Raw genomic sequence first — 15,613 nt, forward strand, 5'->3', positions numbered from 1 at the left:
GGCTGTTTCCTTCCAGTCGACCGATTCCGCTCGTCCACCCGAACCCGTTCGGCGGGAGTGATAGGACGCCGCAGTAGCGAGATTCCAGTATGGATTCGATCGAGGCGGTCTTCGAGGAGACGGCGGCGCCGCCGGACCGACCGCGCGAGGTTCTCGACGTCCGGGATCTCGGCCCGCCGAATCCGCTGGCGAAGACCCTCGAACTCCTGCCCGAACTGTCCGACGAAACGGTACTCGTCCAGCGAAACGATCGGGTGCCGCAGTTTCTCCTCCCGAAACTCGACGATCGCGGCTACGTGTACGAATCGGTCGAACGCGAAGCTGACGTCATCACCCTTATCTGGAACCCGTGAGCCGCCTCCCGGTCGCGGCCGCCGCGCTCGATCCGGGCGAGGGGGTCGCCGCACGAGCCGAACTCGAGGATCCAACCGAAATCGAAGCGTCGTTCGACGATCGCCCGCCGGATCGCACGAACACCAATCACCCACCACAACCGTCTCACATGTCCACCGACCACGATCGATCCCGCCTCGTCGGGCTGCTGTTGTTCTCGACGATGGCCACGTACGTCCTGATCGCCCTCGGAACCGCCGCCTCGACGACGGGGGCCGCCGAGAGCTGCACCACCTGGCCGGGCTGTGACTCGGCGTGGACGATCGGCCCCGTGACCGACGGGCTGGCGCTCTACGTCGGGCATCGCCTGGCCGCCCTGATCGCCGGGCTGGCACTCGTCTGGACGGCGTGGACGGCCGTCCGGACCGGCGTCGATCGAGTCACCGGCGCCGCCATCGGCCTGGCCGCCCTCCTCTTTCCGGTGCAGGTCGCCATCGGGGCCACGCTCGTCGGCCAGGGGTCGAATACCGCCCGAACCGTCCACCTGCTGCTGGCCATGACGATCTTCGCCGGCCTGCTGGTCGCCCTGGTTCGAACGCTAGAGGCCGGTTCGCCGCGTGACGGTCGGGCGAACGACCCGTCCGCGGTCGCCGCGACGACCGAGAACCGGGACCCCGGCGCAGTCACGACGGACCCGGACGCGACCATCGATGCGGCGACCTCGGCCGGTACGGAATCGTCGAGCGAGCCTGCCACCGGGTCCGCGGGTTCGACGTCGTGGTTCGAACGCGTCCACCGACGAGCGTGGGCGTACGTCTCCCTCACCAAACCGCGCCTGATGTGGCTCCTCTGTCTGGTCGCAGTCGCCGGGATGGCGCTCGCTTCGACGGCCGGTCACGCCGTCCACCTGGGAACCGCCGTGGCCACGCTCGCGGGCGGCGTTCTGGCGATCGGCGCGGCCGGGGCGTTCAACCAGGTCTACGAGCGCGACCGCGACGAACGGATGCAGCGGACGGACGATCGAGCACTCGTCGGCGATCGCGTCCGCGCGCGTAACGCGTACGCGTTCGTCGGTTTCCTCACGCTCGCCTCGATGGTCGTGCTGGTGACCTGGGTGAACGGCCTGGCCGCAATCTTGACTCTCGTCGCCATCGTCTACTACGCGATCGGCTACACCGTCGTCCTCAAACCGCACACGAAGTGGAACACGGTGCTCGGCGGCGGAGCGGGCGCCATCCCCGCGCTCATCGGTTGGGCGGCGGTCACCGGCGGGCTCGACTGGCCCGCGGTCGTCCTGGCGCTGGTCATCTTCTGCTGGACGCCCGCCCACTTCTACAGCCTCGCGATCGCATATCGTGAAGATTACGCGCGCGGCGGCTTTCCGATGCTCCCCGTCGTCGCCGGCGATCTGATCGCCCGACGTCACATCGTCGGCTACCTCGGCGCGACGATGCTCGCCGTCAGTCTCCTCGGCTGGATCGCAGGGTTGGGACTGTTCTACGCCATCGCCTCCGTCGCCTTCGGCGCGCTCTTCCTCCGATCCGTCCGGCGGCAGTACGCCGATCCGACGACGGCGCGGGCCCTCCGATCGTTCTACGTCTCGAACGCGTACCTCGGGGTCGTCCTCCTCGCGATCGTCGTCGAGAGCGCGCTGGCCGCCGCCTGAAATTCTTCCACGGCTGCCGCCGTGGGCGTTCTCCTCGTTTCGCCGTCCCCGACCGGGCCAGCTCGAGTCGCCCCCGTTCAGCTTCCACCCCGGGTTGGACTTTCTCCGCAGCGGTGCCATCGGTCGAACGGCCGTCATCCGCCACCGAAATCGGTTGTTTCAAATGGTTTTTACGATGACGGGATCGCCGAACGACCCCCCTTACCAGATCGAATTTACCCATTTATATTGGGGGTTTTATTACAGTGGTGTAGATATCCCTCCGAACAGCTTCGTATCGTTCCCAATCACAAGGAATCGTATGCCCCTTTGAACAAGTGTAGCCTCCTATCTGTAGATGTAACATGACCGCACCCATCAACCGGCGGACGATGTTAGCTGCAGTGGGCGCAACCGGCGCGATGGCAGCCGCAGGGTGTATCGGCAGCTCGAGCAACGAGGGCAATCAGGAGGAACCGAGCGACGGCGAACAGGAAGACGGCGGACTCGAGTCGGCGAAGTCGGTCGACGTCGACCGGATCGCGGCGGATCCGACGGACGTGCCGGCCCCGGTCGACTGGTCGGAGCCGCGAACCCACGAGCTCGAAATCGAGACGACCGAGCGGACCGCCGAGATCGAGCCGGGCGTCACCTTCGACTACATGACGTTCGGCGATCAGGTCCCGGGCCCGATGATCCGCGTTCGCCGCGGCGACACGATTCGGCTCACCCTGACGAACTCGACGGAATCGGCGGTCGTCCACAACATCGACCTCCACGCCGTCTACGGACCCGGCGGCGGCGCTGACGACACGATGGTCGATCCCGGCCAGTCGGCGACGATCGAGTTCACGGCGATGTACCCCGGCGTCCACGTCTACCACTGTGCGGTCCCGGACATGGACATGCACATCAGCGCGGGGATGTACGGGGCGATCCTCGTCGAGCCCGAGGACGGTCTCCCCGAAGTCGACCGCGAGCTGTACTTCGGGCAGAACGAGATCTACACGAACGGCGCGCCCGGCGAGGAAGGCCACCACGCGTTCGATTACGACGCGATGCAGAACGAGGAGCCGACCTACGTCACCCTCAACGGCGAGGCCTACGCGTTCACCGAGAACGGGTACGGACCGGTCACCGTCCAGAAAGGCGAGACGGTCCGCATCTTCCACGCCAACGGCGGCCCGAACCTGATGAGTTCCTGGCACGCCATCGGGAACGTCTGGAGCAAGCTCTACCGCGATGGCTCGCTTGCCTCCGAACCCGACCGGTACGTCGAGACGACGCCGGTCGTTCCCGGTTCCGTCGCCGCGGCCGAGATCGACACGCCGGTCCCCGGCCCGATCAAACTCGTCGACCACGCCCTCAGCCGGGTCGTCCGCAAGGGCATGCTCGGCGTGATCCAGGTCGAGGGCGAGCCGGAACCGGAGATCTTCAACCCGGACCCCTGAGCGGGTGACGCGCCCGCTCGGCCGGTGACCGAGCGACCCGACTGATCGGCCCTGACGGGCCGTCACTCTACAGGCCGCACAGTACTGCGACTCGACAGCGAGCGTTCACCATGCCACCCTACCGCCTCACCCGACGCGAGCTCCTCGGCGCCAGCGCCGGGGTCGCCAGTTTCGCCCTGGCGGGCTGTCTCGGCCGTGACGAGGATCCGACGGCGACCGGGACCGGCGAGCTCGGCTCGCCGACCGACCGGATCACCGTCACGACGACCTCACGGCCGTTCCCCGAGTTCGACCCGCAGATCGTCCACCTCGCGGTCGGCGGGACCGTCGAGTGGTTCGTCGAGACGGGCCGCCACGACGTGACGGCCTATCACCGCGACGTCCACCCGCCGCACAGAACCTCGGAGGGCGTCGACCCGTGGGGAAGCGACCGGCTCACCGGCGGCGGTGCGACCTTCGAGCACACGTTCGAGCGTGAGGGGATCTACGACTACGTCGACACCCAGCAGGTCTGTACCTCACACGAGGTCGCGGGCAACATCGGTCGCGTCGTCGTCGGCTGGCCCGATCCGGACGCCGAGCCCGCGATGGCCGACCCGCCGGAGTCGATGCCCGATCGCGCCGCGCGCGCATTGCGGATGTTCAACGAGGAATCGCGTCCGGTCCTCGAATCGCCACCTGACTAACACGATCGACGAACGTCCGGTCGGCCACGCCGACCTGCGCGTCGTCCAGACAGACTACGATACAGCATGATCCAGACACGCTCCACCGCCATCGACAGGCGACGATTCCTCGCAGTAGCCGGTTCGACGGCGGTGCTCGGCTCGACGGCTGGCTGTCTAGAGCGCTTCGAGTCCGGCGACGATCGCGACGACCTGGTCCTCTCGCCGCCGGAGAACCACGACCGGCTCGCCGACGCCGACCTCGACATCCCGATCTACGGCGAGGCGTTGCCCGAGGCGACGGTGCCGGCCGCGCTGTCGGATCGGTCGGTGACGACGACCGAGTTCGTCGGCGAGCGCATCACGATGCTGACGTTCATCTACACGTCCTGTACCACCGTCTGTCCCGGTCTGACCTCGTCGCTCCGCCGGGTCCAGGCCGACGCCACGCAACGCGGCTACGCCGACGAAATCGCGTTCCAGACGGTCACGTTCGATCCCGAGTACGACACGCCGGACGTCCTTCGCTCGTACGGCCAGAATCTCGGGGTCGATTTCGACGTCGGGAACTGGTATTTCCTCCGACCGCCGACGCCGGAGGCCGCCCGCGACGTCGTGACCGAGACGTTCGGCGTGGCGTTCGAACGGGGCGAGGCCGACGAGAGCACGACTGGCGGCGAACAGCACGACGAGGGTCACTCAGATGGCGAGTCGCACGACGGGCACGAGCGCCGATTCGCACACACCTCGTTGATCCTGCTCGTCAATCGTGCCGGCTTCGTCGAGCGCGCCTACACCGGCGGCCCGCCGCGTCCCGACCGATTGCTCGAGACGGTTCGAACCGTCGTCGAGGAGGGATGATCGTGCGCCGACGCGACCTGCTCGCCGGCGCGGCCGGGCTCGCGGTCCTCGGTGGCGGCGCCGCGATGGCGATCGGCGACTTCGAACCGTGGGACCCCCAGGAGTCAATCGAGGCGGTCGAACTCCCCGGGATCGAGGCGCCGGGAAGCGTCGGCGGGCCGGTCGTCGTGCCGGAGCGTGGCTCGGTCACCGTCCTCGAGCTGTTCGCGACGTGGTGTAGCGTCTGCGAGGCCACGATGGAGCCGCTGGGGCGCGTTCACGAGGAATTCGGCGCCGAGGTGCAGTTCGTCTCCGTCACGAACGAACCCCTCGGCGGAACGACGACTGAAGCGGACGTCGCGGCGTGGTGGCGCGAACACGGCGGCGCGTGGCAACTCGCACGCGATCCGGAGTTCCAGTTGACCAAACGTGTCGGCGGGGCGGAAGTCCCGCAGCTGCTCGTCTTCGACGAGCGCAACGTCGTCACGTGGAACGAGACTGGATTCACCGCCGAGGGGGAACTCCGGTCCGCGATCGAGACCGTCCTGGGCGACGAGCACACCGCGTAGCGTGCGCCGGTTCGAGCAACACAGGCGCGTCGAGGGTGACTCGTGGGAGTCGAATCCAACGCTCGGACGGATGCCATCTCTCATATTCGCCGGCTGGCGGCCCGTTCGACGACCGTACTCGAATTTCTGCGGCGGTCATCGACGCATCGGCTGCGTGCGACATCGCTACCAACCGACCGAGCCCCTCCCACAGCGACCGAGTCGGTCACCGGCGCTCCGGACGCGTTCACTCGCCGGTGATCGGGCCACAAACGAAAGGGTAAAGATTCGAGACTGGATTATCCAACTCAGCGCACGATCGTCGATCACCCACCGCACTTGAATCGGCCCAGATATCGAGGGCCCATCCCTATCCCGGTGTGTGGCGAATCAACACGTAGCGATCCGATGCCAGCAATGTCCGAGTACGAGTTCACCTGTCCCGACTGCGGACAGCAAATCGAGATCAACGGCCCGATGCGCGAGGCCATCCTGACCAACGGCTGTCCGATCTGTTCCGGACCGGTCGACGCCGACAGTTTCTCCACCTGTTGAGACGCGCCTGGCTCTACCCCACCCGGGGCCGACGCCCCTCGGCGATACGTCCAACCACCGTGGCTCCGCAGTATGATTCCGTACCACACTTCCCCCGTGTTCCGTCCACGGCGCTACGTCGTCCTCGTAATCGACTCGGTCCGAAGACGTGTCAGGCCGACTTCGTAATCGATTCGTGTCGAACGGAGCCACCAGAGACGCGCCACTCCGGCGGGACGATCCGCCGTGACGTCACTCGATGAGTTCGGGTTCGAGTTCGGTGCGCCGGCCGCTTACCTCCTCGGGGTCGAGTTCGTAGAGCCGGATGTTGAGGTCGGGTTTCGAATTCGCCCAGATCTCGAACAGGGGGCGCTTCGCCTCGCCGTACTGCTCGATGTGGTCGACCGTCAGTTCGTCGGGCGAGATCTCCACGAGGGAGCCGGTCGCGACGGCGCTGCGGTAGGTCATCCCGCCGTCGGTCTCCTCGTAGACGACGAGTCGCGCCCGCGGCGAGGAGGCGAGATAGGATCGCTTCTCGCTCTCGGGTGTCGAGACCAGCCGCAGGTAGAAGACGCGCTCGTCTGCGTTGTAGCCGTATGAGATCGGAATCGAGTACGGTTCGTCGTCGCGGGCGAGCGAGAGGACGCCCGTCTCGCACCGACCGAGAAACGCGTCGAGTTCGTCCGCCGTCATTTCCGTTTCCTCCGCGAGAGACATTCCTGTTCGGTCTGTGCGCCCGCGGTCTCTTAAGTCGTTCCCACCGCCGCTCACGCACCGTCGAAGATATCGTCGAGGAGCTTGCGCTGGGCGGTGACGAGGTGTTCGGTGAACGTCGACTGGGAGATGCCGAGCGTTCCGGCGATCTCCGTCGCGTTGGCACCTTTCGGCCGTTCGAAGTAGCCCCGCTCGTAGGCCGTCTCGAGCACTTCGCGCTGTCGGTCGGTCAACGCGGCCCGGTTCACGAACACCCGTTCCTCCCGCGTCCCTTCGAGCGGCGGACGGAGCATCTGCCTGACGTCGACGGAGGGATACCGTTCGCGAAACTCGGCCATCACGGTCTGCAGGCGCTCGAACGTCTCCGCGTGAAAGACGAGCGTCAGCTCCCCGTCATCGGCCGCGTATCGATGCATCGGACACCCGTAGGTGCCGAGACAGGTACACGGACAGTCGAACTCGCCGTGGGGCGTTCGATAGAGCGTGCGCGACCCGTAGGAGAAGACCGCCTCGCAGGGGAGATCGGCAGTATCGACGTCGGCGTCGGCGAGAAACTCCGTGACGACCGCGCCCGACTCGCCGTCCGAGACGCTCGTCGAAGGTTGGTCGACGCTCCCGTCGGCGCGTTCGGAGAATCGACCGATCGGGCATCCATACGGCGTCTCGAACGTTACCGTCACGCGGATTCCCGAAGCCATTCGTCGTCACCTGCGGGTTCGGATCCGGCCCCCTTTAGTCCGGTGGTGGACCGGCCCAGGGGTTCCCTAGCGCGCAGGCCGAGCTGGCGACCAGCGTCCCACCTACCGGCTGCAGCCGGACGACCGAACCAGTTCGACTCTTCCAGCGACGCGAGAACGACCGACCGTGGTTTCCCCACCGGTGACCTACGCATCGGTATGCGATCGCACGCGCCCGAGGCGTTCACCTGCCCGACCTGTGCGGCGTCGTTCCCGATTTCGGAGTCGACGAAAGCGGCGCTCGTCGATCACGGCTGTCCGCTCTGTGCCGGTCCGGTGCCGGAAACGGCGATCGGGGGCGCCTGACCGTCGGCGATCGGCCGGGAAGTGCCAGTCGTATCGACCGTATATGGCGTACGAGGCAGCTAATTCGAACCGCACGTATAAACCACCCACAATATCGGTGGCGTGGATTGGTCCCGGTTCGGTGCGATTGGTGTTATATGAGCCAATCGACGATGACGACGGCCGGGACGACGCGGATCGATCGGACGCGCGCCGAACTCGACCCGTTCGACACCGAAGCCGACGTGAACGACGTTCTCGGCGCGTTCGAGGATCCCGACTGCCGGTCGATCCTGACGGCCACCACCGAGTCGGCTCGATCCGCCAGCGAACTCGCCGAGGACTGCGACCTGCCCCTCTCGACGACGTACCGGAAACTCGACCGCCTCACCGACGCCGGACTCCTCGAGGAGGGCATTCGCATTCGACGCTCGGGCAAGCACACCAGCGAGTACAGCGCTCGGCTCGAGGAGTTCGTGGTCTCTGTCACGGCGGACGACGGCGTCACGATCTCCGTCACCAGGTAACGGCAGAGCGGAGTGATCGATCGCGTCGCCGCGACCGGTCACCGGAACCGAGCGATCACTCCGGGCCGCCACCGGTCACGACGACGGGCCGGTCGGTCTCGAGGATGACCGATTGCGCCACACTCCCGAAGAGGGCCTTGCCGACCGGCGAACGCTTGCGTCCGCCGAGGACGATCGCGTCCACGTCGTGTGACTCGGCCTCCCCGAGGATGTCTTCGACGGCGTCGCCGCTGTCTTCGACGACGGTGTAATCGACGCCTGCCTCCTCGAGGCGGGCCGTCGCCGTCCGGACGGAGGAGATCCGTGTCGCCGAGTTGAACCCCTTGAGCTCTTCGGGGAGTTCCTCTCCCTCGCCCTGGAAGACGAACAGGACGATTGCTTCGACCGATTCGCTCGCGTCAGGCAAGCCAGCGACGTACCTCGCCTGCGTTCGAGCGCGATCATCGTTCATATCGACCGGCAGCAGTACCCGGTACATACCAGGGTATTCGTTCGAAGTGGTATAAAACTGGACGCTGATTCCCGGTGGAAATGCGAGGAAATACCGTATCGGGAGTTCTCGCGACTCCGTCCCAGCGTTCAACTGCCGCGTCGCCAGCCGTCCGTGTCGGCAGCCGTCCGGGATCTCTGCGTTCGGTACGTCAGGCTTCTGCCGTCTGGAAGAGTGCCCGTACTCGCGAAACGGTATCCTCGAGGAGTTTCGAATCGTCGGTGAACACCTCGATCGCGATCGAGCCGTCGAAGTCGGTGAGGGGCTCGGCCACCGGGTCGAACGCGATCTCGCCGGCACCGACCGGCAGGTGCGTGTCGCCGCGACCCCGGACGTCGTGGACGTGCAGGTGGGAGATGCTGTCGGCGTACGCCGAGAGGAAGCGATCGATGCCGTCGGCTCCGTCCTCCACGTAGGCGTGCCCGACGTCGAAACAGACCGCCGTCCCGGCCTCGTCGGCGAGGTCGCCGAGCACCGAGAGCGGGAGGCCGCGGGCCTGGTGGCCGACGTTCTCGACGACGAGTTCGACCCCTTCGGCGTCGGCGGCCGCGTCGATCGCCGCGAGCTGATCGACGAAGATCGGCCGCAGGTCCGTATCCTGGGTCAACCTGACCGTCCCGTGGAGGACGGCCTTCTCGGCCCCGACGGTGCCCGCGAACTCGAGTAACCGCGACTGGTAGGTCACGATCGCCTCGTCCAGTTCTGGCACGCCCGTCGCCACGACCTGCTCGAACGGGAGGTGGACGAACGGGTCCAGCGAGGTCGCCTCGAACGCCGACTCGATTCGGTCGACATCCCCTGGCCCGACTGCGGTATCGTCGCCGATCGACAGTTCAGCGAAGTCGACGGCCGCCGTCGTCGCCGCCAGCCGATCGAGCGAGTCACCGACCGTGAGTCCGAGCGATCCGGTCATAGGGTCGCTACGGACAGGACCGAGAAAAAGGTCGGTCGATTTCGAATCGGGGGATGCCCAGCGTCGACCGCGGATCGCTTCCGGCCTTCCAGCACAACCGACCATCTACTTTACGTGTAGGCCGTCGAAATGGCCGGTATGAACGCGATCGAGCTGGACGGGCTGACGAAGGACTACGGCGAAGTGCTCGCGAACGACGACGTGAGCTTCGCCGTCGAGCGGGGCGAGATCTTCGGCTACCTCGGTCCGAACGGCGCCGGGAAGACGACGACGATCCGAATGCTCCTCGGCCTGCTTACCCCCACTGCCGGGAGCGCCACGGTGCTGGGCGCCGACGTCCGCGACGAACGCGCGCTCATCGACGCGCGCCGACGCATCGGCTATTTGCCGGACAACCCCGCGTTCGACGAATCCGCGACCGGGCGGGAGATCCTCGATTTCCACGCCTCGGTCAAAGGCGACGTGCAGCGCGACCGCCTCCTGGACCTGTTCGATCCGCCGCTCGACCGGCCCGTCCGCGAGTACTCCCACGGAAACGTCCGCAAGCTCGGCCTGGTGGCGACGTTCATGCACGATCCGGACCTCGCGATCCTCGACGAGCCGACGGGCGGCCTCGATCCGCTCATCACCCAGCGCTTCGGGTCGTTTCTCAGGGAGGAACGGTCGAAAGGACTGACCGTGCTCTTCTCCTCGCACATCCTGGGAGAGGTTCGACGACTCTGCGACCGCGTCGGGATCATCCGCCAGGGGCGACTCGTGACCGTCGAACCCGTCGAATCGCTGCTAAAACGGAGCGGGAAGGTCGTCAGGCTCGTCGCCGCGGAGGCGATCCCCGGCGAGGCGCTGGCGCGCGACCTCGACGGCGTCCACGATCTGGAGGGTGGCCACGCCGGACCGACGCCCGACGTGGATGTCCCGGCCGGTGATGAGATCGGACAGGAGACGAGCGACGATGCGGACGCGCACGGCCGGGAGACCGGTCGCTTCCACGAGTACACGTTCACGTACACTGGTGACGTCGACTCGTTGCTGGCGGCGCTGGGCGAGTACTCGCTGCACGATTGTACCATCGAGGAAGCCCCGCTCGAAGACGTCTTCCTTCGATTTTACGGGGACCAGGAGGAGCCGACTCCTCCCGAACAGCCCGCGAGCCGGGGCGGTGATCGACGATGATGGAGATCGCCAGCTACCGAGGTCGAAAGCGGGTACGGGGGAGCATCTACCTCGCGATCGGGATGTCGTTGCTCGCCGCGATGGTGATCTGGGTCTACCCGTCGTTCTCGGCGTCGTTCAGCGGCGACGAGTTCCTCGAGGCCTATCCGCCGGAGCTCCTCGCGCTGTTCGGCATCGAGACGATGGACACGCTGGCCGGCTTTCTGACGTTCGAACTCTACACCTTCGGCTGGGTCATCCTCCTCGGGCTCTATCTGGCCTACCTCGCCGCCGGCTCGATCGCGGACGACGTCGATCGTGGCCGAGCGGACATCCTCCTCACCCTCCCACTATCGCGAGCGCGCGTCGTCGCAGAGACGTACCTCTCGTTTTCCGTGCCGATCGTGGTCGTCAACGTCGTCACGCCAGTCGTGATCTACGCCGGTGCCGTGGCGATCGGCGAGACGCTGGACGTGGCGGATTTGCTCGCGGTCCACGCGCTGTCGATCCCGTACCTCTACGCGTGCGCGGCGATCGGGCTGCTCGCCTCTGTCGTCGTCGATCGGGCCGCGATCGCCCAGCGTCTCGCACTCGGGGTGGTCTTCGGACTGTTCATGATCGAAAACCTGCTCGAGGGAACGGACTACGAGATCGTCGGGGTCATCTCCCCCACGCACTACTACGATCCGAACGCCATCCTCCTCGAGAGCTCCTACGATCTGGTCGACGCCGGTATCCTCCTGCTCGGCGCGATCGGCCTCGTCGCGATCGCCCAACGGTGGTTCGCTCGACGGGACATCTAACGGTCCCGACGACCGGGAACGAGAACAACCTTCAGGACGGCGTGGCTCGAAGCGACCGATATGTTCGAGACGATACTGGTGCCGACAGACGGCAGTCGGCACGCCGAGGCGGCGATGGCGGACGCGATCGACCTCGCCGCCGACCAGGGCGCGACGCTCCACGTTCTCTCCGTGGCCGATAGCGGGCTTCTGGGCGGGATTCGGCTCCCCGGCGAAGCTGCACGTCCGAGCGAGGCAATTCGCGAGCGCGCCGAGCGATTCGTCGACGACGGACTCGAGCGCGCAGGCGATGCGGGAATCGACGCCGTCGGCACGGTACGAACGGGACCGCCACCGGCAGAGATTCTGGCGTACGCGGACGACGTCGCGGCCGACCTGGTCGTGATGGGGAGCCGCGGCCGCGGGGGCCTCCACCGCATGGCCGTCGGTAGCGTCGCGGATCACGTCATCCGGTTCGGAGACGTCCGCGTCATGGTCGTCGACGCAGACACTGAGACGGAGCGGTCGTAGCCCGCTCCGAGACGAACTGGTATCGTAAAATCGGCTCGCCGCGGTGTATCACTGGGTCGCTACGATTCGGTTCACCGCGCGGGTGCGCTGGCCGAGCGACCAGCCCACGAGGGCGAGTCCGGCGTAAAAACCGACCCCGATCGCGACGTAGACGCCCGGGACGCCTCGCGGCGTGAAACCGTAATTCGAGAGGCCGCCGGCGAACAGGAGCGCCAGGACGACGAGGCCGACGCCGATATCGGCACCGCGCATGCTCGGCAACTCCGGCGGGTCCGAAAGGACGCGTCCGAGCGCGTAGAAGAGGAGCGTAAACGAGAGCCAGCCGGTGACGACGACCGGGAGCCCGTCGAGCGAGACGTCCAGTCCGTATCGCGGGAGATATCGCAGGTGGGTGAAGAGGGTTCCGACGAGGCCGACGACGAGTAAGAGCCAGAGAGCCGGTCCGGGTCGATCGGTCGCCATACCGGACCGTTCGGTGGGGTAACCGTAAAATGCGCGGTTCGAATCAGGGCCGACCCGCATCGCGTCACCAGAACGGGACTCTCCGCGAGACCCGTATCAGCCGGCAGAGAGTGGATCCTCGGTCCGCTCGGCGTCGAGCGCGTCGAGCCAGGCCTCGGCATCGAGCGCCGCCATGCTGCCGGTTCCGGCCGACGTGATCGCCTGTCGGTAGTCGGGGTCCATTACGTCGCCGGCGCCGAAGACGCCCTCGACGGCCGTCTCGGTCGTCATGCCGGTGAGCGTCTCGAGGTGGCCTGACTCCGCGAGCGGGACGGGCGTGTCCGCGAGGAAGTCCGTGTTCGGGACGTGACCGACGCCGTAGAAGATGCCGCCCGCGTCGACCGTCTCTTCAGCGACGTCGGGATCTCCGTCCTGCCAGCGGTCCGTCGGGTAGCCCTGCGGGTGGGAGACGAGCGTCGCGCCGGTGACGCCGGTCTCCTGCGAGCCGCGGATTTCGACGAGCTCGGTGTTCCAGCGGAACGAGATGTCCGGGTTCTCGCGGGCGCGTTCGGCCATGATGTCCGACGCGCGGAGTTCGTCGCGACGGTGGACGACGGTGATCGAGTCGGCGAACTTCGAGAGAAAGAGCGCCTCCTCCATGGCGCTGTCGCCGCCGCCGATCACGAGGACGTCGTCGCCGCGGTGGAAGGCCCCGTCACAGGTCGCACACGTCGAGAGGCCGTAGCCCATCAGTTCGTCCTCACCATCGGCACCGACCCAGCGGGCGCTCGCGCCGGTCGCGACGATCAGCGCGCGAGCGTGGAGCCGGTCGCCGGCGGCCAGATCGAGCGTGAACGGTCGCTCCGAGAGCGTCGCATTCTCGACGGTGTCGTGGCTGAACTCGGCACCGAACGCCTGCGCCTGGTCTTTGCCGCGCTGGATCAGTTCCATCCCGTCGACGCCCTCGGGGAAGCCGAGGTAGTTCTCGACGTCGGTCGTCAGCGTGAGCTGGCCGCCCGGCTCGGGGCCTTCGAGGACCAGCGGGTCGAGGTCGGCGCGCGCGGCGTACACAGCGGCCGAGAGGCCGGCGACCCCGGAGCCGACGATGACGACGTCGCGGACCGGCTCGTCGGTCGCGTCGGATAGCTCGCTCATCGTCTCGCCGTTCATTCCCCGGTGTGGCCCTCGATCAAGTCGCGCAGTCTGTCTTCCGGCAGCGCGCCGGTCTGCTGCTCGACCTGCTCGCCGTCCGCGAAGAGGGCGAGGGTCGGAACGCTGCGGACGCCGTACTCGGCGGCCAGGGACTGGTGAGCGTCGACGTCGACTTTCGCGATCACGGCGTCGGTCTCGGCGGCCAGGTCCTCCAGGACCGGTTCGATCATCTTGCACGGTCCACACCAGTCCGCGTAGAAGTCGGTGAGGACCACGTCGTTGCGGGCGACGACGTCGTCCAGGTGCGTCTGGCCGTCGATATGGACGGGTTCGTCGGTTGACGGTTCGGTCGTCGCGGTTGGTTCGGTTGTCATCACTCCCGAGTATGCACCGAGAGGGTTTAAAGGTTTTGTACTTATTATACAATACTGAATTGCTGGATCGCCGATTCGCGGGTGTGAGTCCGAAACCGCCGACGTCCGATCGGTCGCGGGATCGCGGCTCGGCATTACGGCGTCACGACGCCCCCGGCGGCGAATTGTACTTCGAATACATTGCCGAGGTGGGCTGATCGCCCGAAAAAGCTGAAATATTTCGGTCCGGCAGCGCTATCAGACGCACATCACCCATCATCGAAGGAGACGATCGCGGGACGCGACGATCACCAGCAGAGTTAAGGCCACCGATAACTGTATTGTGCTACATGAGCAAGACAATCGGGTCCGATCCGACGATCGATCCGGCAGAAGTGGCGGCGCGACGCGACGACGAGGAACTGTTCGTCCTCGACGTCCGCCGCGAGGACGATTTCGAAGAGTGGCGCGTCGCTGGGAGCTACAACCTCCCCATTTACGACGAACTGCTCGACGGCGACACGAGCGGTCTCGAGGCCGCGCTCGAGGACATCCCCGAGGACAGGGAGATCGCGGTGGTCTGCGTCGCCGGCGTCACGTCAGCCGACGCGGCGCGATTCCTCAGGGAACGGGGCTACGACGCGCGCTCGATGGCCGACGGCATGAACGGCTGGGGCCGGCTCCACGTCACCTACGACGTCGATGGCGAATCGGGGCGCGTCGCCGACGCGAGCGAACCCACTCGGGGCGGGCCGGCGGTGGACGGCGTCACCCAGATCGTCCGCCCGGGAACGGGATGCGTCTCCTACCTCGTAGAAAGCGCGGGAGAGGGCATCGTCGTCGATCCGAGCCTCTACGTCGAGGAGTACCGCGATCTCGCTGACGAGCGCGGAGTCGACGTCGTCGGCGCGGTCGACACGCACGCCCACGCGGACCACGTCAGCGGCGGCCGCGTGATGGCCCGGGAGTGGGGCGTCCCGTACTACCTCCACGGGGGCGACGGTGGCGAACTCGACGAGTTCGAGCCGATCGCGGACGGCGACGCGATCTCGGTCGGCGACCGGGAACTCGAGGTGCTGCACACGCCCGGGCACACGCCCGGCAGCGTCTCGCTGCGGTGGGGCGACGGGCTGCTCTCGGGCGATACGCTGTTCATCCGCAGCGTCGGTCGGCCCGATCTCGAAGGCGAGACGGACGCGGACGTCCGCGAGGGCGCGACCGAGCTCTTCGAGAGTCTCGAGCGCCTCGCCGCGCTCCCCGACGACACCGTCGTCCTGCCGGGCCACATGAGCGACGAGACGATCCGGCCGCTCGCGACGACGCTCGGCGAGCTCGAGGCCGACAACGAGCTGTTCGGCGAGGACGATCGCGACGCGTTCGTCGAGACCATCGTCGGGGGCCTCTCCGACGAGCCGGCGAACTACAATCGGATCAAGGCGATCAACTGGGGCGAGGAACCGCTGACCGAGGAGGCGAAGTCGCTCGAACTCGGGCCGAACAACTGCGCGGCGAACTGAGAC

General features: G+C 66.8%; 20 protein-coding genes. 13 read left to right on the forward strand and 7 right to left on the reverse strand.

All coding sequences use genetic code 11. The features are described from left to right. Nucleotides 1-89 precede the first annotated feature (89 nt). The 7 genes from MXA07_RS11615 to MXA07_RS11645 all read left to right on the forward strand — a co-directional run bounded on the left by MXA07_RS11615 (nucleotide 90) and on the right by MXA07_RS11645 (nucleotide 6,037). The gene (locus tag MXA07_RS11615) at nucleotides 90-353 is read left to right on the forward strand and encodes a DUF2249 domain-containing protein (RefSeq protein ID WP_247728764.1); all 264 of its coding nucleotides are present in this window, start codon (nucleotides 90-92) and stop codon (nucleotides 351-353) included. Further along, complete coding sequence (locus tag MXA07_RS11620) at nucleotides 350-1,999, forward strand: heme o synthase (RefSeq protein ID WP_343217241.1); 1,650 nt, start codon at nucleotides 350-352, stop codon at nucleotides 1,997-1,999. Before MXA07_RS11615 ends, MXA07_RS11620 begins: the two co-directional genes overlap by 4 nt. Before the next feature lie 401 nt (nucleotides 2,000-2,400). Further along, nucleotides 2,401-3,429, forward strand: a complete 1,029-nt coding sequence (gene nirK, locus MXA07_RS11625; protein WP_247728765.1) for a copper-containing nitrite reductase — start codon at nucleotides 2,401-2,403, stop codon at nucleotides 3,427-3,429. A gap of 110 nt (nucleotides 3,430-3,539) precedes the next feature. Further along, nucleotides 3,540-4,115, forward strand: coding sequence for a plastocyanin/azurin family copper-binding protein (locus tag MXA07_RS11630; protein ID WP_247728766.1), 576 nt, complete (start codon nucleotides 3,540-3,542; stop codon nucleotides 4,113-4,115). Nucleotides 4,116-4,181: 66 nt separating this feature from the next. Continuing rightward, on the forward strand, nucleotides 4,182-4,955 hold the full coding sequence (locus tag MXA07_RS11635; protein WP_247728767.1) for an SCO family protein: 774 nt from the start codon (nucleotides 4,182-4,184) through the stop codon (nucleotides 4,953-4,955). A 2-nt stretch (nucleotides 4,956-4,957) separates the two neighbouring features. Continuing rightward, nucleotides 4,958-5,503, forward strand: coding sequence for a TlpA family protein disulfide reductase (locus MXA07_RS11640; protein WP_247728768.1), 546 nt, complete (start codon nucleotides 4,958-4,960; stop codon nucleotides 5,501-5,503). Nucleotides 5,504-5,899: 396 nt separating this feature from the next. Further along, a complete protein-coding gene (locus MXA07_RS11645; RefSeq protein WP_247728769.1) occupies nucleotides 5,900-6,037 on the forward strand; it encodes a DUF7560 family zinc ribbon protein in 138 nt (45 codons plus the stop codon). Between the two features lie 231 nt (nucleotides 6,038-6,268). Here the strand turns inward: MXA07_RS11645 and MXA07_RS11650 are convergent, their stop codons facing one another. Continuing rightward, nucleotides 6,269-6,733 (reverse strand): pyridoxamine 5'-phosphate oxidase family protein, encoded by a 465-nt coding sequence (locus tag MXA07_RS11650; protein ID WP_247728770.1) that lies wholly within the window; start codon nucleotides 6,731-6,733, stop codon nucleotides 6,269-6,271. A gap of 50 nt (nucleotides 6,734-6,783) precedes the next feature. Continuing rightward, nucleotides 6,784-7,428 carry a helix-turn-helix domain-containing protein gene (locus MXA07_RS11655; protein ID WP_247728771.1) on the reverse strand — a complete coding sequence of 215 codons (645 nt, stop codon included), beginning with the start codon at nucleotides 7,426-7,428 and terminating at the stop codon, nucleotides 6,784-6,786. Nucleotides 7,429-7,626: 198 nt separating this feature from the next. Here MXA07_RS11655 and MXA07_RS11660 point away from each other — a divergent pair, with 198 nt between their 5' ends. Both MXA07_RS11660 and MXA07_RS11665 read left to right on the forward strand, forming a co-directional pair. Next, nucleotides 7,627-7,773: a DUF7560 family zinc ribbon protein gene (locus MXA07_RS11660; RefSeq protein ID WP_247728772.1), complete on the forward strand. Its 147-nt coding sequence runs from the start codon at nucleotides 7,627-7,629 to the stop codon at nucleotides 7,771-7,773. Between the two features lie 137 nt (nucleotides 7,774-7,910). Next, nucleotides 7,911-8,279 (forward strand): winged helix-turn-helix domain-containing protein, encoded by a 369-nt coding sequence (locus tag MXA07_RS11665; protein WP_247728773.1) that lies wholly within the window; start codon nucleotides 7,911-7,913, stop codon nucleotides 8,277-8,279. A gap of 55 nt (nucleotides 8,280-8,334) precedes the next feature. Here MXA07_RS11665 and MXA07_RS11670 read toward each other — a convergent pair whose 3' ends face one another. Beyond that, the gene (locus MXA07_RS11670) at nucleotides 8,335-8,757 is read right to left on the reverse strand and encodes a universal stress protein (protein ID WP_247728774.1); all 423 of its coding nucleotides are present in this window, start codon (nucleotides 8,755-8,757) and stop codon (nucleotides 8,335-8,337) included. Between the two features lie 163 nt (nucleotides 8,758-8,920). Next, the gene (locus tag MXA07_RS11675; protein WP_247728775.1) at nucleotides 8,921-9,682 is read right to left on the reverse strand and encodes a sugar phosphate isomerase/epimerase family protein; all 762 of its coding nucleotides are present in this window, start codon (nucleotides 9,680-9,682) and stop codon (nucleotides 8,921-8,923) included. A 138-nt stretch (nucleotides 9,683-9,820) separates the two neighbouring features. On the opposite strand from MXA07_RS11675, the gene MXA07_RS11680 reads away from it, so the two are divergent. From MXA07_RS11680 to MXA07_RS11690, 3 genes are read left to right on the forward strand one after another with little or no spacing between them, the layout of a single operon-like run. Beyond that, a complete protein-coding gene (locus tag MXA07_RS11680) occupies nucleotides 9,821-10,855 on the forward strand; it encodes an ABC transporter ATP-binding protein (protein ID WP_247728776.1) in 1,035 nt (344 codons plus the stop codon). Further along, a complete protein-coding gene (locus tag MXA07_RS11685; protein WP_247728777.1) occupies nucleotides 10,852-11,637 on the forward strand; it encodes an ABC transporter permease subunit in 786 nt (261 codons plus the stop codon). The genes MXA07_RS11680 and MXA07_RS11685 overlap by 4 nt, the downstream gene beginning before the upstream one ends. A gap of 60 nt (nucleotides 11,638-11,697) precedes the next feature. Next, complete coding sequence (locus MXA07_RS11690) at nucleotides 11,698-12,147, forward strand: universal stress protein (protein WP_247728778.1); 450 nt, start codon at nucleotides 11,698-11,700, stop codon at nucleotides 12,145-12,147. Between the two features lie 48 nt (nucleotides 12,148-12,195). Here the strand turns inward: MXA07_RS11690 and MXA07_RS11695 are convergent, their stop codons facing one another. From MXA07_RS11695 to trxA, 3 genes are all read right to left on the reverse strand, one after another. Further along, on the reverse strand, nucleotides 12,196-12,609 hold the full coding sequence (locus tag MXA07_RS11695; protein WP_247728779.1) for a hypothetical protein: 414 nt from the start codon (nucleotides 12,607-12,609) through the stop codon (nucleotides 12,196-12,198). 96 nt (nucleotides 12,610-12,705) lie between these two features. Next, nucleotides 12,706-13,743: an NAD(P)/FAD-dependent oxidoreductase gene (locus MXA07_RS11700; protein ID WP_247728780.1), complete on the reverse strand. Its 1,038-nt coding sequence runs from the start codon at nucleotides 13,741-13,743 to the stop codon at nucleotides 12,706-12,708. An 11-nt stretch (nucleotides 13,744-13,754) separates the two neighbouring features. After that, nucleotides 13,755-14,114, reverse strand: coding sequence for a thioredoxin (gene trxA / locus MXA07_RS11705; protein WP_247728781.1), 360 nt, complete (start codon nucleotides 14,112-14,114; stop codon nucleotides 13,755-13,757). A gap of 329 nt (nucleotides 14,115-14,443) precedes the next feature. Between trxA and MXA07_RS11710 the strand changes: the two genes are divergently transcribed. Continuing rightward, the gene (locus MXA07_RS11710) at nucleotides 14,444-15,610 is read left to right on the forward strand and encodes an MBL fold metallo-hydrolase (protein ID WP_247728782.1); all 1,167 of its coding nucleotides are present in this window, start codon (nucleotides 14,444-14,446) and stop codon (nucleotides 15,608-15,610) included. Nucleotides 15,611-15,613 lie beyond the last annotated feature (3 nt).

The organism is Halovivax limisalsi (assembly GCF_023093535.1).
GTDB lineage: Archaea > Halobacteriota > Halobacteria > Halobacteriales > Natrialbaceae > Halovivax > Halovivax limisalsi.